Genomic DNA, 16,550 nt, shown 5'->3' with positions numbered 1-16,550 from the left:
TTCCTTAACTATACTTTTTCTGGAGCATAATGCATTTGAATCAGTTGAATCATTTCTTTCTGATGTTCTTTAATAGATTCATGATTCCATTCTTTAGTTCTTGCCAAATCACGCATATATTTGAATTTTAATGATTCATAGGTTTTATTTCTATCTAACTTATTGTCAAATCTCTCAAATTTAACATTAGGCATTTCATTACCATAAGATGAGTTTTCTCCAACACTTAATAAAACAAGGTTTCCAAATGCATGTAAATCCTTATTATCTAATATTCGTGATGTATCTTCGGGTTGCTGTGGGTAAACATGCTCAACTGAATTCTTTGAAGTAATGCGATAATTTTTAAATTTTTCATCCTTTTCATAATCATTAGCACTATCCATCTCTTTCCAAAGCAAATATTCCAACTTATAAAACCAATAATGTTTAAAACCTGTTCCTGAGGATTTGCTTAATGTTGTTTCAATTTCCTCAGCGATTAGTTTATTTAAAACCATATTTTGACCGCAACACTCAAAACTCAATTCTAATAAACTCTGTTTTTGAGCATGATCTAATCGTTGTTCTGATAATTTGTTGTCAATATTTTCTAATGTATTGAATACACTTTCATCCTCTAGATCACTCTTGTCATTTTGAATCAGATCAACCAAAAAGGGGGTGAGCCAATATTGAGCTTTTCTATCCATCGTATAAAGCAATATGCTTTGTAACTGTGTTAAGGCTGTTGTATCAGCGACAATGGTGGTTTCAAAATATCCTTTATCATTAAATTTCTGTTTTTTAATCATCAACACATCGTGATAGTCAGATTGTGGATGATTATTTTTAATGCGTTTAACAACAAATAAATCAAAGTAATAACGAACTTGCCAAAGCAGTGTTATGAATCTCATGATTTCATCACTAGATTCATCCGTTAAATCTTTAAATACCTCATTTAACTTTTCTTCATTCAAAAAACGAATATCTTCTTGACCATTTTCTTGCAAAAAAATTCGATAGGCATGCAACAATAATTGTGAAAATGAAATCATTGAACTTAAATAACTCTGTTCAGTATCTTCTAATTCTTCCCGTTTCTGATCAGTTTTAATGGTTTCATCTACTTTATTTTGTTTGTCTTTAATCTCTGATGATTTTTCAATCATTGATAACAGATTAATATATTGATGCTCATGATCAACGCCTTCATTATGACCAGCTAACTTAAATAAATCAGGATTGTATTCTCTGTATTCTTCAATTTTTCTAGGCAATGATGGCTTATTAAAAACATCGCGAACATTTTTTACAAAATATTCATCCATCTTTTGGCATGATTCCCAAATGGCTGCAAAGACGCTTTTATCCTGAGCATCTGTCACCTTAGCCAATAATCTAGCCTTTAAAATCTCATGTTGCTCTAATTGAATCCCTGAAAAGTTTGCTGTTCTAAAAATTTTATTGAGATCTGCACCAAATGGTAGCACGTTATTCACCCAACAAACCTTTGCATATAAATAATCTAAAAAAACTTTTCGCTCACTTTCCTCTAACTTTTGAATCAAACATTTACAAATTTCAACCCCATTTTTAATGCCTTGACTATAAGCATCATCCTGATACATCGAAGATGATTGTTTGATGCCCGATTGACAAGCGAGTAACTGATTCACATTGTCACGAATGGGAAAGTATAGTCTGAGCGCATCAATGGTCAATAACTTTGTCATATCATGCTCAACTGACAATTCCTTTAATGCGATGGCCAATATAATCAAAGTCGTTGTGCGCTGTTGTCCATCCACTAATTCATATCGGCCATTATTCAAAGAACTGAGCGTTGTACCAATAAAATAATGTTGTTCAGGTGTTTCTTCCATAGCTAAACGAATATCTTCACATAGCTTATTGATCTCCTGATCACCCCAAACATAAGGACGTTGATAACTTGGTATTGCAAACAAATAATGATCTTTAATGATTTTCTCTATCGTTAGAATTTCGGTATTGACTTGATTCATATTATTGCCCCCCTAACGATAATTGTTTAATGCCAGCATCATATTCTTCGCACCAAGCATTAAAATCATAAGAATCACTGTTTTGATCGGCATTAATGAACTTACGCATTTGAGTAATGAATCTATTTGCCTGATTAGTTTCATCTCCATTTTTCATAGGTTTCAATTTAAAACCATCTAACCGTGAACATAACTGTTCAACGGTATAGCTTGTTGTGATCCAATCAAATACAGGATCATCCCATAGCAATTTTGGAATGGATCGAGCTTCCACACGCGATTGGCTCAAGCGTAATGAAAAAATCACTCTAAACAGTTTCTTTGCCACAACATCTAAATACTGATCACCAAATTGAGACAGATAGATCAATAAAGCAGTTTGAAAGCATTTAAACATATAGCCATAATAATCGATATTTGAAATATGTTGATAAAATTCATAGTAATCAGTGAGATGATTCGATTCAAGCGCCGCTTCTACTGCGAAATATTTCTCATACAGCGCATCAAAATACCGAAAATAATCCACCGTATTTTGCCCTTCATTCAATGGCTGGCGGAGCTCATAAGCCGATGATAATTTTTCTTCACTTCTCAATGATTCATCATACTTCACGCGATAACGACCAAAGCCAAGGTTCTCATGGCCTTGACCACAGTCATCTGCCAATGCTTGAACAATTGCATTTCTTAAGGCTGTACCGCCTTTATGTGGGTAGTTTTTAAAATCCAAAGTATTCCAATATCGACCGCGTAAAAGACAAGCAATTAATGGTTCATCGCGATTTTTACCCGCCACATGCTTCATGGATTCCCATGTTTTAGCCGCTTGATTAGCATAATCACTGCCTTTGGACTTTTGAATTGCCCTCAAATGATGCGCTTTAATAATATCCGCACCCCCTAAACGAACACCGCCTGTATTTTGGGTTTCAAAAAACTTATAAGCGGCATCTTCACTATCCGTCATCACTAATGTGACATTGATCTTGGTGTAATCAATCTTACCTAGCTGAATCTTATTTTCTTCTTTGAGCCATTGATAATTTTTCAGGATGTTTGCTTGGCTTTCTGGTGAATGAAATTCCAATGCTAAATTTGGATAATCCTTTTTATTGTTCTCTTCATCTTGAATCACAGCAATAATAGCCATTGTGGTAATGCGTTGCTGCCCATCAATGATATTGAGATTCTCACCATCTTGATGAGCAATGATCGAACCGAGATAATACAATGGTTCTGTATCATCCTTTTCATCTGTATTTTTTGAACAAAAATATTCTTCAAAATCAGCCAACAATGTTTTAAGCTCTTTTGTTTGCCAAACATAAGCGCGTTGATAATCAGGAATCGTTAGCTTTCCTTTAATCAGACGACCATCAGAACCCATGATGGCGTTTCTAAATAATTCATCTAAAGTACAACTGGCTAACATGATTCCTGATTCAGTCATTACGCTTCACCTACCATTTCAGGCGTGACTTTGATCTTCCCCGTCACTGCGCTGTTAATCAACGTTGTTTTGTATTCTTTTAACTTAGAAATCTGTTGTTGTAAGAGTTCATTGTAATCTTCTATATTTTTAGAGATTGCTGCTAAAAATTCCACAATCTCATTTTGCTCTTTAATACTAGGCTGCAAAATAGATAAATATTTAAAGTCTTTAAATGTTAAATTTTGTCTTAAGCCAGAACCATATTTATACATTGCTTTTGTAATATCAAAAACATGCAAAAATTCGTGAACATAATCTTTATTAGAGCTATTAACAACTCTTAAATTAATATATGCACTTGTAATAATCCCATTATCTCTAGCAATTCCTGTTCTTAAACTAGTCTTATCATTTTGTAAATCAGTACAACGAATAATAATATCCCCAGAATTAACCAACTGATAAGTTTCAAATGACTCAGGAACAAGCCCTACTAATTTTTCCTCTGGCTTAATAATAATATTCCCATAACTCAGAGAAAGCACAGTATCTCTTTTCATTCCTTTGTTCGAGTCTTTATTCTCTTTAAAGATTGTAAAACCTGGCAAAACGCTCCAATGCTCAGGAATTTCGCCAATCCAATCAACGCCTGAATCTTTCATTTTGACATTCGGATCAAGACCTTTCGTTACTGCATTTTGAATCATGATTTGCTTTTGTTCTTTCAAAAGCTCAATCTGTTTTTCTTTAATGCGAATCGCTTCATCTATTTGGCTTGTTTTTTGGTCAAGGAATTTTGCGATGAGGTTTTGTTCTTGGAGCGTAGGCAAACAAAGATTAGTATTTTTCAATATACTTTGAGTAATACTATACACTTTAACACCTTTTACTTGTTTCCTTACCTGATGCCTATAAGCTAAAGAATCTAAAAAAAATGCTATAAATTTTTTATTATCATTCAATTGATATCTGCAAATAATTGTATGATATCCAGCAAATATTGCATTATCCTTTGAAATTAACTGAGAAAAATTACCCGATCCTTCAATATCCTCAGAAGTATCTGCATAAATAAAATCTTCATAATTTATCAATGAAGATCGATTGGTCTTCAAAAACTGATTATCTACACATTTAAATCGATTCTTATTTGGATCAAACATAAATGGATACTTTGAATGTACTTCTCCATAACTGATACAAGGAATGCCTGTTTCTTTTAAATCTTTTTTAGTAATCGTCAATCCTTTGCTAAAAACAAAAGAATCCGTGAACCTGACAATTCCCCAATCTCTTGGAATTTCGCCGAGCCAATCAATGCCTGAATCTTTATAGGATTCATATTTTGGATAATTCATCATCAATATGCTCCTTATAAACTCTGATAATAGGCTTTGATTTTTTGTGCCATCAATTGGCGACGCTCAATCAAAAACTCTTTATAGCCTGTTGAATCTGCATTCATCAATGATTCAGGAATCGCATTAATAGCCATGTTTTGTTTCAAAGCATCCAATGATTTCAAAGAAGTTAACGTTTGTGTGCCTTCCTCAATATTTTTCATCACTTTTGCCATATAAACATGCGGCGCATCGTTGGATATTTTAATATTTGGTTGCTGTTCAATATAGGCAAAGTTTGCCACTTGATTATATTCAGTGCGTTTATAGCCATCTTTTTCCAAATATTTTTTCGGGAAAAGATGATGAACATCGCCTCGTTGTTCGATCAAACTTCTAACCGTTACGCTATCTGACAAAAATGCAATCTCAGCATTTTTACATTGCGCGGCTAAATAACATGTATATGTATTATTGCTTGTACTTGATGTTTCCAAATCATTCACAAGACGATAATCCCAAAAGCCTTCATCTAATTCAGCTTGTTCCATTTGAATCAAATAAGCTTCCAAGCCCTTTTCAGCAACTTGCTTAATGTCCTTTTCAATCGCAGATTCAGAAGAACCTGAATAACGACCTGTTAGCAATGACATGACAAACCAGCGTTTGATCAAGTTTTGAATTTTAGCATCGTCCACCTTATTTTCTCTTAACTGTAGGAATAAGGCATATGCAACATTCAGGCTATTTTGAGCATTTAATAATTTTTTACTAATGAATCCTGCGGATTCAATCAACATTAAAAATCGTTGATAATTGGTTTGATTAAAGAAGCTTTCTAAACCAATGCGAAGCTTCACATAACTTTCTGCTGCAATGCTTTCAACATTACGACGATTTTCAAAATCACGCCCAGAAAGCAACGCAACTAAATCGCTGAACTTACCACGATTGAATTGATAAGTATAAGCCACACGCAACACATCTACATAACTTGGTTGATACAACTGGTCATTGACTGTTGTAATCCAACGAATCGCTTGATAATCGCTCGTTTGCGTAAAGGTTCTATCATTTTTTTCAATGATTTTATCAAAGGAATTGTCATTATGAAGATGGCAGAAATAATCAATCATTTTACGGAGCGTATTGCCGCCAAATTGAATGTCTGATGCGATTTTTGACATCACAAAGTCAGCATTGCTTAACACAACGCCTTTCTGATTAATGCGGATAAATATCTCTGTTACTGTATCAATGTCTAGACTAGCATCTAACTCAATGATCCCTATTTGGCTATTTTTGATTTTTTGTAGTTCAGTTAATCTTTGTTCTAATAAGTTCTGGTCAACATCTGGGTTCACTGTTAAATATTCACCTAAAACTTTAAACATACTTACTTCACCCGTTAATATTGGGCTGATATTATTGATCCACCTTGCATTTTTTTCGATAGCTGCATCACATACTTCAAAGTGTGATTCACCTTCTTCCACAAATGGATTGTAAGCGATACGAATGGCCACTTCTTGGTAATCTTTATTTAAAACCTTTTGTCCAACAACAGCCGCAGTTAACGCTGTAATGCGTTGTTGTCCATCGATTAGGATTTTTTTGCCATTAGATAATGAGCCATCTTTCAAACGAATATCTTGATTGCGCCATGTGATGATATAACCAACAGGATAGCCTTTATATAAAGAATCCATTAAATCACGGACTTTGGTTGCGCTCCATACAAATGGTCGTTGAATTTCAGGAATGGCAATTTCACCTGATTTAATCCATGACAACAAAGTTTCAACAGGTTGTTGATGTACTGAATATTTTGCCATGATTAATTCACTCCCAAAATTTTTGCAATCAAACCATCTGCTTCTTTTTCTAAGGCCAAAATATCAGCCGCAACTGCTTCTAATGAACGCAATGGTTTATGACGATAAAAATATTTGTTAAAGCTAATTTCATAGCCAATCTTCACAGATTCTAAGTTAATCCAAGCCTCTTGAACGTGTGGTTTAACTTCTGCAACAAAATAATCATGGATTTTTTCATTCAATGGAATGGATTCAGCATCCCGTAGATCGCTATTACCCACATAGGTCATATACTCGCCTTGTTTATGCGTTCGATAATAGCCAAAATCACTGAGTTGATTCTCGTCACACTGATAGCGATCAAGCAATTCCTGTAACTTTTCATCTTTTAATTTAACCACTTTACTGATGACTTTTTCGGCAGTTTCGTCATACCAACTCACGCTATTCAAAATACTATTTTTTTCACTGACAGATAATTTTAGTTTTAATGCTTTAATCGCATCATCTACTAACACTTTAAAGTGATTAAAATCTTTGAATTCATCTGTCCCGATATGATGCATCAATTGAAATGCAGCATCACAGACATCTTTTAATTTATGCCAATAATCTGTATTGAGTAAGTTTTTACGATCTTTCGCACTTAAATTAATGTCGTGTTCTTCACACCATGTCATTAATTCATTTTCATGATTTTTTAAAAAGTCTTTTTGATACACATCATCACCATGAAGGTGATAAAAATGACTCATCGCATCGCCAAATCTCTTATCAAAGCGAAGCGGTTCAATTGCACCACTTGAAAAACATGCTGCTCTGCGATCAGGGCGCTCAATATTGACTTTGTAATAGCCAAAATCACTGTTATTAAAGATTTGACTGGCGATTCCGCTCGGCTCATTATCCTCATTGACAGAGCGTTCGATATTTTGATGATCAAGGTAAGTTTTAAGAATTAAAGCGATGTCTTCAGGTGAAAACTCGCAGTTTTTATCACCCAAATTTTTACGAAGTTTTCTAAATAAAAGACTGGCATCGATGAGTTGTACTTTGCCTTTGCGCTCTGTTGGTTTGTGATTACTGAGCAGCCAAATATAGGTTGTAATGCCTGTGTTATAAAATAAGTTATTCGGAAGCTGGATAATGGCATCTAACATATCATTTTCGATAATGTAACGACGAATATTGCTTTCTCCGCTACCTGCATCACCTGTAAACAAGCTCGAACCATTATGGACAGATGCAATACGGCTGCCATTTCCACCATTGGTTGTAGGCTTCATTTTGCTAACCATTTCCATCAAGAATAACAGCTGGCCATCGCTGGTTCTCGGTGTTGCATCTACAACATCGGTTTGCTTACCCCAATAGTCATTTAATGACACAACAAATCGCGCATCAATAATATCTTTGCCATCTTTGATGTATTTTTCTTCAGAATTCCAACTTTTACCATATGGCGGATTTGACAACATAAAGTCAAACAATGTGCCTGCAAATTCATCGGTTGAAAGTGTTGAGCCTAAGCGAATATTTTCAGGGTTATTCCCTTTAATCATCATGTCTGACTTACAAATGGCGTATGTTTCATCATTCACTTCTTTGCCGTACAGATAAATATCGGCATTTTCTTTGTAATGCTCACGAATGAAGTTTTCAGTTTCTGTTAGCATTCCACCACTGCCGCAAGCAGGATCATAAACCGTCATCACATCAGGAATAGAGGCTTTAATCGGCTCAAAAACCAAATGCGTCATTAGCTCAATCACTTCTCGTGGTGTAAAGTGTTCACCCGCCTCTTCATTATTTTCTTCATTAAATTTACGGATCAACTCTTCAAATACATAGCCCATGCCTAAATTTGTTAGCGCTGGCAGTGCATAACCATGTGAGTCTTGTTTGGCATTTGGGGATAAATTAATGTCTGGTGAAAGAAACTTATTAATCACATCTAATAAAACATCTTTTTGTGCCATGTGGCTAATTTTACTTTTCAGCTCAAAGCACTCGATGATCTCTTTAACATTACTGCTGAACCCTTGTAAATATTCATCAATATTGGCAAGTAAAATTTGTCGATTGTTCGTTGCAGCACTCGCAAGTTTAGTCAGTGTCCATTTAGAAGTATTATAAAAGACATAACCCGATGCAGCACGCAATCCCTCATCATCTAATTCCGTTAGTTTCATTTCATTTTTTTGAAACTCAGTTTCAGCTAAAACAGCATCTTTCGTGGGCTCAAGCAGACTATCTAAACGGCGTAAAACCACCATAGGCAAAATAACATCTCTATATTTCCCACGAACATATACATCTCGTAAACAATCGTCAGCAATGCTCCAAATGAAAGAAACTAACTTATTATGTACACTTTGATCCATGCCTGACCCTTTATCCATATTATAGAAATACCACTCACAAGTGGCTAAACCGAGGTAGTTTAACATTTTGTTATATGCAGCGACTATACTTACATGATCACATTATATATGCGTCTTCAATGAGACCTATGAGAGCATCGCCTGATATGCCAATTGATCCGCTTTCTCATTATATTCTATGCCAGCATGGCCTTTGACCCACACAAATTCAATGTCCAAGATCTTTTGGTATTTTGCCAATTCTGCCATAAAGAGTTTCGAAATATCAGCATTCGCTTGATATTCGCCCCTTGCCCATTTACCCGTATTTTGCAAATCATGATAAATCGTAATCGCCTTATATCCATGGCTAGATGCCCAGTTTAAAGCTTCTAAAGCCCCAAAAACTTCGGGGGCAATATTTCGGCTTGAAGCATACTGATCAGTCGCCATCTTCTTGCCAATCTCTACAGGTTTGATTTCATCCTGATGCAGGATATAACAGCCAAATCCAGCAAGAGGCACACCCGTTGAATCACTAAAGCTACCATCAACAAATGCCACAACCCTAGCATTTTTTAAGTCCGCAATCACGCGCTGATCATAATCCTCAATGATGGGCGCTATTTTACTTTTTACGCTTTTACTCTGACTTTTCTCTTTTTGTAGGCTTTCTGTGCTTAATAAAAATGCCTCTGCATCGGCTAATATTGGGAAACTTTTGAAGACAGCGCCTTTAAATCCATTCGTTTGAGCCTGACATTCTGTCCAGGTTTGATAAATCCCAGGCTGACGACCAACACGAACAGCATAATATTTTTGTTTACTCATCAATCCATCCAAATGTATGACAATAAAAGGTGACCTGCTTCTATGGTGTTATGAGATCTCTAGCCAATCATCAACCATGCCACTCATACCACAACATTCACAGGTTAAAAATTTCAATTCATCTTCTACTTCAGTCACAATCGGTGGAATAACTGATAAACATGTATTGCAATAAATTTCACTCGACCCAAAAGATAATGTAAATTTACGATCGGATACATAATCAAATGACGGAATTTTAGAGATATCTGCTTGATTGATTAATAATGCTTTTAATACATTAATTTCAGATAATCGATCTTTGATCGTATCAAATAATTCAGAATATTCACTGTTATAAAACGTTTCACCACATGCATCAATGGTGCTTCTTGCAAATGCGACAAGTTCATCTTCATCTGTAAAAGTTAAGGATACTGAATCCTCTCCATTCAATAGATCACATAAATAATTTTGATAAAAATCAGTCAGCATGAACTGGTCGCGCAATATACGAGAGGTTTTATACTCTTCATTAATCCCTTCAAAGCCTCTAAATCTTGTTAAATCAGGCATTGTGATAAGAACATTCACTGAAAATGCTGAGTTTTGTTCGGGTGGTTTACACATATCAACAACAATGCTGAAGCGATGTAATTGCCTCATGGCATCACTAAACAATGTAAACCCTTCATTCGTATTCATTAAATTTGCAGTATGAACGTTTCTATTATCTAAGCACACCAATGTAGATAAAATTTCATATGTACCGTGCTTCATTCTCTCTCCTTCGATGATTATCAGCGTTTCACATGGCTAAGCGTTATAAAGTCATTTTACTATCAATGCTATTGCGACAAACGTTTAAACGCCTCTATTGCCCTGATCCGACTACTTTTCAGATCCACAATGACATTTTTCTGCACTTTATGAATCTGTTGATGATCTAAATGCGATAATTCCGGGCACCATTGACGAATGAAATCACCCTTTGGATCAAATCGCTCAGACTGCGTCACAGGATTAAAGATCCTAAAATACGGCACTGCATCGGTGCCTGTAGAAGCCGACCATTGCCATCCGCCATTATTGGCAGCAAAATCGCCATCAATGAGATTTTGCATAAACCATGCTTCCCCTTTGCGCCAATCGATTAAGAGATTTTTTGTTAAAAACATCGCGGTAATCATTCGGCCTCGATTATGCATCCAGCCTGTTGCTTTGAGTTGCCTCATAAATGCATCGACGATGGGCACGCCTGTTTTGCCATTTTTCCAAGCGTCAAAATCTGCCTCATTGTCTCGCCATTGAATCTTTTCTGTTTTCTCCTGAAAGGCTCGATTCTTAGAAACATTCGGGAAATTCCACATGATATGGTAATAAAATTCCCGCCAATACAGCTCATTCATCCAAGTCAGAATGCCTTCATCGCCCGTTTTAAAATGCCCTTCATTGAGAATTAACGCTTCCCTTAATAAGGCTTTAACAGAAACAACGCCTTGCGTAAGATAGGGTGATAAACGACTGGTGCCATCGATCGCTGGCATGTCTCGATGGTTATGGTAATGAAAAATATCCTCTTTTAAGAAATCTTGCAGCACGCCAAACGCCGCATCTTCGCCTGCTTGATAAGCTAAATCATCAAACGCTTGGTAAGGATTCACCTGAATGTCATCACTTGTGAGCCCTGTGGGCGCTTGCACAGGAATCTCACAATCATTCTCAAACGGTTGATGCTCCAACACTTCTATCAATCGCTTTTTAAAAGCCGTAAAAACCTTATAAGGGTTATTGTCTCCATTGAGTATCGAGCCGAGTTTAACCAATGTTTTATCGTGGCAATGATTAATCTTAAAACCACTCTTTTTTAATTGTCGATAAACCGCACGATCTCTTTCGACTTCATTGATGCCTACCTCATGATTAAAATACAGCGATGAGATTTGATGGTCGAGCATCAACTGATTGATGCGCTCTGGGATTTGTGCCCATGAATCTACTTCAATGATCTTTAAAGGAATATTTTTATGGTCAAGCGCCTTTTGAAGTGCTTGCAGATTTCTCCACATAAACGCCAGTTTCAATTTAGCATCATGATGCTTTTGCCAGTCTTCATGGGCAATAATAAAAAGTGCAATCGCCTGCTGATTTTGAGTCGCTTTATATAAAGCTTCATTATCATGAATTCGTAAATCAGATCGAAACCACATTAAAGATCGCATAATACCCCTGAGCTCTACTCAAAAATTAGATCATTATAATATAGCCTATAAATAAGATGGCTATTCAAAAAAGGCGTTTTTCGACACATACACGTGCAAGGATTTATTTAAGTTTTGGAGTCCTAAAAAAGGGGATGATGCTAAACCAATTCAACCTAAACCATAAGCAATAAAAAAGCCACTCAAACTCAGTGTTTTAGTGGCTTCTTCTTAAATACTATGACTTAGTATTTATGTTATCTGGTGGAGGCGGCAGAAGTATTACACCGCCACAAAACTATCAATAATTGCTTTATGCTTTGTTAAGCAAAAACATACTAAATTAGCCTAAAACATAAAAATGTATGTGATTGGATCTTTTTTGGTACGGATATGAAATATTTACACCTCTTCTCCAATTGCATCCATATAGGCTTGAAAATCAATAGCAGGGATAGTACCGATAGTTTGTTGTAGATAGCGAGTCAGTTGCATGAAGAACGCAATTAGTGAGTTATCTTGATGGCTAAAATGTACGTTGTTAAATTTTCTGATTTCATAATAATCATTTATTCTTTTCGAAAAATCTGAGAGTTCATCGATATTTTCTTCGCCGTCATAATTTATAAAAAAGCTTCCATAGTCTGCAATACATCCTAAATCAATGGTTTCTAAACCTTGTAATGATTTGAGATGTTTCTCTATAGTGCCATTATTTTTATGTGTAAATGAATTAGTTGTTGCTAAAAAACCACCTATGATTTTAGTTAGCGGTCTTGCAGATAATTTTTTACCAGAGTTTATCATTGTTGTAGATGTTCTTACTAACTGACGAACGCTAGCAATTTTTTTACCTGCATATTGGATATAGTTATCCGAATCAACATTACCTTGAATATCAGGTTTGACTTCAAAAACAGCATAAACTCCCTCAGCAGGTATATAATGGAAGCCATTTTGAGTAAAAATAAAAGGTGTAAAATAGTTGTCATAAATCACGATATCAATTTGATCACTAATATTTCCTAAATGATCTATAACAATAGCTGTATCAACACTGTATCGACTAGGAAGATATTTGCGCAACCATTCTACCCATGCATTTTCTAAAGCATCACCTTTTGAACCAGGATGTTGGATAAACTCTCTATTGGTACTTAGTTGAGCTGACATTTGTTTTTGCATACTGCCAAATAATTCTGATAATTTAATGTTATTCATAAATCTCCAATTTATTGTTATCAAGAATAAAAAAGTTAAAGTCTAATAGATGTTCTTTGGTGATACTTAGAATAAATAAAATAGGGTTTTTAATTTGAACATCTTTATGTTCTGCGATATCGATCATTGCTTGAAAATCTGTTTGGCTATAAAATGCTGGACCATTTGGGTGAGTATGCCATTCACCGATGTAATATATTTTGTGTTCAGAATATAACTGTTTAAAAAAGTCATTTGTAAGATGTGATTGTCTTATAAATTCTATAGGTGTACTGATAAAGTCCTCTACAGCTATAAAATCGCAGATTTCTAGAGACTGTAAATTATCTGAATATTTTCCAATTAAAAAACCTCCAAATTCATTTGGATAATATTTTTTTCCTAAAATTTCCATTTTGTGCAATAAAGATTCTGAAATGGTTAATTGTAGATTTTTATAATGTTGTACAATTTTCAAAATTTTTCAACCTTCATAGTTTGCATTTCATCAGAATATTGGATTATAAAATTACCCAAAGTATCACGTTCTATCATTGTATTAATGTGTTTGAGTGCAAATTGGACTAAGGTTGCAATATCATTATAAGAGGCTTTAAAAGTTGGGCTCCAGCAACCTGTTGGGTTATATAAATCACTCATATCATTGTCTAATATTTTATTAAATTGGTGCTGTACAAATTTATACAGTATCGGTGAAACACCACAAACTAATGAATTAGCATGGTTAGTAATTGATAAATTTAGTATAGTTGGTGATCCTAGTTGATCTAATATGTACATTAAATCATCATCAGTTGAACAATCAAAAATATAATCAAAATTGGTCAAATCATCATGTATTTGGTTTTTATACCACTCATCTAATGATGAGTATTTAATATGTTCAGTAATAATTTTTTTAAAAAACTTAATATCTATAAAGGGAGATGATTGTAATAAGATATCAGTAAGTTCATCAATTTTATTTGTAAAAGGGTGTGAGAATGCATACTCTGAGCGACAAATATTTTCAGGTTTTTTTATATCATAATCAATTAAAGTGAGTTTTTTACAGCCACATTTTGTTAACACTTTGGCAACTTGGCTACCTACGGCACCAATGCCAATAATTAGGATATTACTATTAGTTAATTTTTTATTAAAAGATCCTCTGCCAAAAAAATATTCATAGGATGAGTTTTCAGTTATTGCCCAACATATTGTTTCGTTTTGAATTGTATAAATAGAGTTTGTAGGTGAAAGCTGAAAAAATAATTGATCAATATTAAGCAAAGCTACTTGCCAATGTATCTCATGGTTTTGTGTATAAAATCCTAAAAATAATGGTAATGGTCTTGCTTGATTATATTTGCCACTATTTGCAAAAATGTATTTCCATAAGTAACTTAAAAAATCTTGATTTAATATCTCTTTGAATTGCTCCCAATTATCGAATGAGAATCTGCCATTAATTACAGGAGGAGATTCGATAAATAAATAAATTCCCGCTGTATCATATGGTTGATTTATATAATATGCACTCCAATCACATGATACTCCTCCAATTTCTTTAACCATAAAGTTATTAACTTTATTCTCACCATAAGGAGATTGAGAGATAAATTTAAGCAATACTTCTCCAAATTCATTCTTTTCAAATTTTTTATTAATGTTAGTAAATTGGTAGGAGTATAATATACTATCAAATTTTCCATGAGAAACTATTAAGTGCTCATAGTGCTGATCTTTATCTTCATTGAGAATATATTTTATTATCCAATTTTGGATTGCTAAAAAGTCTTGCTGAAGTTTTTCTTTAAAATTAGTGCAGTGATTATTGTGGAAACAAATTGAACCATCAGACATTACATGACTGAATTGGATCAATTCACTATTTTTAAATCTGATTGATTCAATGTTAGCAAATTTTAAAGGATAGCAAGGACTGATCTCTACATTAAATAATATGGGTTCTACAAGGGGTTTAAAATCAAAATATATTTGGAATTTTACTGAGGCTTCAGAGAATGATAACTCTGATAAGCCTCTAACAAAACTTATTTGGCCAATAACTTCTTTGAGTTCTGATTCAGTAAAGTTCATTCTTTAACCAAACCTAGATGAGCTTGGTGGAGTGGAGATAACAACTGCTGATTTTTTTAAACCATATGTTTTATCATTAAATTCATCTTCTTGTTCAACAGCAAATTCTTCATTTTTCTCGAAATAAAGCATAATATTTTTTTCATTTTGCTCTACTTGATATAGTAGTCTTTTGAAGAGGCTGACTAGGGATGCTTTCTGCAAATCATCAAGAGTATTCATTAAGTTATTATTAGTATTACCAGGATCTATGAGACTAAAGTTTTCAGTGTTAATGTTTTTGATAGCATACGCTAATACTGAGCTTAATTGTTCCCACAATGTCCCTTTGGGTTTTTCCTTTTCATAGGCTTTGATCACTAGAAGCTCAATAAAAAAAGACTTGTACTTGTGATTATTTTGATGTTTCCATATTTTTAACAAACGGATAACTTTTCGCTCATTCTGCTTAGCTTTAATATGATCTATTTGACTATGAATATTGGTTTTTAGATATCCACCATTAGATTTGTGAAGATTTAAGTCTTTTTTATCAGAAAAAGAATCAATACTCGTTTCTCTTGCAGGGACTATGTCAATATCGACTTGATCTCCTTCAAATGATAACCCTATTGATACACCTTGTTTTTTTATTGCGCACTCATCTTCATATTTTTCATTTAACTTTGCATAAACATCATCAAACATCTCTTCTAACGTTGTAAATGATTTGTATTTAAATGGAACAACGACATCTAGATCAAACTTAGTATTGATCGCGGTATACTTTTTATAAGAGCCTGAGTTAAAAGCATCATAAATTTTATTACCATATTGTTCATTTAAAAAAGACTTAATCTCATCTCTTTTAGTTCTATAATCACTTATAAGATCTTTAATATGTCCCATTCTATGAGATTCTAGTACACTTTGTAAATAGTCACTTTTATAGTCTGCCACAATTATTCTCCAAATTATTACATTATCAATAATGGGGGCTATATTAGATAATTCAAGCCTTGCAGAATTATTCTCCTAAAATATTTACATATTTTTTCAATCTTATCATTAATCATTAATTAGTGAAATGATGTTAGTAATTTAGTGATCAGCACGATTAATCCAATAGATATTGTAAACAGTATTTTTGCTGACTTAATTCCTTTGGTAATCCTCCCATAAATAACCGAAGTTAAAAGTAGAGGTTAAGCAGCCATTAAAGGTGGTCGTCCTTGATTAGCTTGGTGTGGCCTTTCATGATTATAATGCCAAAGCCATTGAGTTGCATAATCT

13 protein-coding genes are annotated in these 16,550 nt (G+C 34.1%); all 13 read right to left on the bottom strand.

What is annotated here, in order from left to right:
* Nucleotides 1-8 precede the first annotated feature (8 nt).
* Nucleotides 9-2,009, bottom strand: coding sequence for a DUF262 domain-containing protein (locus tag B9T20_RS08075; protein ID WP_094490580.1), 2,001 nt, complete (start codon nucleotides 2,007-2,009; stop codon nucleotides 9-11).
* Nucleotide 2,010: 1 nt separating this feature from the next.
* Entirely contained in the window at nucleotides 2,011-3,462 is a 1,452-nt protein-coding gene (locus B9T20_RS08070) for a DUF262 domain-containing protein (RefSeq protein WP_094490579.1), read from the bottom strand.
* Entirely contained in the window at nucleotides 3,462-4,805 is a 1,344-nt protein-coding gene (locus B9T20_RS08065; RefSeq protein WP_233491646.1) for a restriction endonuclease subunit S, read from the bottom strand. The genes B9T20_RS08070 and B9T20_RS08065 overlap by 1 nt, the downstream gene beginning before the upstream one ends.
* Before the next feature lie 11 nt (nucleotides 4,806-4,816).
* Nucleotides 4,817-6,619: a DUF262 domain-containing protein gene (locus tag B9T20_RS08060; protein ID WP_094490578.1), complete on the bottom strand. Its 1,803-nt coding sequence runs from the start codon at nucleotides 6,617-6,619 to the stop codon at nucleotides 4,817-4,819.
* 2 nt (nucleotides 6,620-6,621) lie between these two features.
* Nucleotides 6,622-8,985, bottom strand: a complete 2,364-nt coding sequence (locus tag B9T20_RS08055; protein WP_094490577.1) for a class I SAM-dependent DNA methyltransferase — start codon at nucleotides 8,983-8,985, stop codon at nucleotides 6,622-6,624.
* Between the two features lie 126 nt (nucleotides 8,986-9,111).
* On the bottom strand, nucleotides 9,112-9,795 hold the full coding sequence (locus B9T20_RS08050; RefSeq protein ID WP_094490576.1) for a ribonuclease H family protein: 684 nt from the start codon (nucleotides 9,793-9,795) through the stop codon (nucleotides 9,112-9,114).
* A 48-nt stretch (nucleotides 9,796-9,843) separates the two neighbouring features.
* Entirely contained in the window at nucleotides 9,844-10,554 is a 711-nt protein-coding gene (locus B9T20_RS08045) for a hypothetical protein (protein ID WP_094490575.1), read from the bottom strand.
* 68 nt (nucleotides 10,555-10,622) lie between these two features.
* Complete coding sequence (locus tag B9T20_RS08040) at nucleotides 10,623-11,996, bottom strand: deoxyribodipyrimidine photo-lyase (protein ID WP_094490574.1); 1,374 nt, start codon at nucleotides 11,994-11,996, stop codon at nucleotides 10,623-10,625.
* 381 nt (nucleotides 11,997-12,377) lie between these two features.
* Nucleotides 12,378-13,196 (bottom strand): DUF6602 domain-containing protein, encoded by an 819-nt coding sequence (locus tag B9T20_RS08035; protein WP_094490573.1) that lies wholly within the window; start codon nucleotides 13,194-13,196, stop codon nucleotides 12,378-12,380.
* Complete coding sequence (locus B9T20_RS08030; protein WP_233491645.1) at nucleotides 13,189-13,653, bottom strand: Mov34/MPN/PAD-1 family protein; 465 nt, start codon at nucleotides 13,651-13,653, stop codon at nucleotides 13,189-13,191. The genes B9T20_RS08035 and B9T20_RS08030 overlap by 8 nt, the downstream gene beginning before the upstream one ends.
* Nucleotides 13,650-15,278: a ThiF family adenylyltransferase gene (locus tag B9T20_RS08025; RefSeq protein ID WP_094490572.1), complete on the bottom strand. Its 1,629-nt coding sequence runs from the start codon at nucleotides 15,276-15,278 to the stop codon at nucleotides 13,650-13,652. The genes B9T20_RS08030 and B9T20_RS08025 overlap by 4 nt, the downstream gene beginning before the upstream one ends.
* A 3-nt stretch (nucleotides 15,279-15,281) precedes the next feature.
* Nucleotides 15,282-16,217 (bottom strand): nucleotidyltransferase, encoded by a 936-nt coding sequence (locus tag B9T20_RS08020; protein ID WP_233491644.1) that lies wholly within the window; start codon nucleotides 16,215-16,217, stop codon nucleotides 15,282-15,284.
* Between the two features lie 245 nt (nucleotides 16,218-16,462).
* Nucleotides 16,463-16,550, bottom strand: an 88-nt coding sequence (locus B9T20_RS10085) for an integrase core domain-containing protein (protein WP_148138449.1), incomplete at its 5' end; no start/stop codon positions are given.

The organism is Wohlfahrtiimonas sp. G9077, from assembly GCF_002252155.1.
Taxonomy (GTDB): Bacteria; Pseudomonadota; Gammaproteobacteria; order Cardiobacteriales; family Wohlfahrtiimonadaceae; genus Wohlfahrtiimonas.
Note: the sequence above shows the minus strand (reverse complement) of the source record. Positions and strands in the feature narration are given on the sequence as shown.

Bases quoted from the DNA above. Each gene is read 5' to 3' on its own strand.
- B9T20_RS08075 (WP_094490580.1), bottom strand. From the start codon at position 2,009: ATGAATCAAGTCAATACCGAAATTCTAACGATAGAGAAAATCATTAAA.
- B9T20_RS08070 (WP_094490579.1), bottom strand. From the start codon at position 3,462: ATGACTGAATCAGGAATCATGTTAGCCAGTTGTACTTTAGATGAATTA.
- B9T20_RS08065 (WP_233491646.1), bottom strand. From the start codon at position 4,805: ATGATGAATTATCCAAAATATGAATCCTATAAAGATTCAGGCATTGAT.
- B9T20_RS08060 (WP_094490578.1), bottom strand. From the start codon at position 6,619: ATGGCAAAATATTCAGTACATCAACAACCTGTTGAAACTTTGTTGTCA.
- B9T20_RS08055 (WP_094490577.1), bottom strand. From the start codon at position 8,985: ATGGATCAAAGTGTACATAATAAGTTAGTTTCTTTCATTTGGAGCATT.
- B9T20_RS08050 (WP_094490576.1), bottom strand. From the start codon at position 9,795: ATGAGTAAACAAAAATATTATGCTGTTCGTGTTGGTCGTCAGCCTGGG.
- B9T20_RS08045 (WP_094490575.1), bottom strand. From the start codon at position 10,554: ATGAAGCACGGTACATATGAAATTTTATCTACATTGGTGTGCTTAGAT.
- B9T20_RS08040 (WP_094490574.1), bottom strand. From the start codon at position 11,996: ATGCGATCTTTAATGTGGTTTCGATCTGATTTACGAATTCATGATAAT.
- B9T20_RS08035 (WP_094490573.1), bottom strand. From the start codon at position 13,196: ATGAATAACATTAAATTATCAGAATTATTTGGCAGTATGCAAAAACAA.
- B9T20_RS08025 (WP_094490572.1), bottom strand. From the start codon at position 15,278: ATGAACTTTACTGAATCAGAACTCAAAGAAGTTATTGGCCAAATAAGT.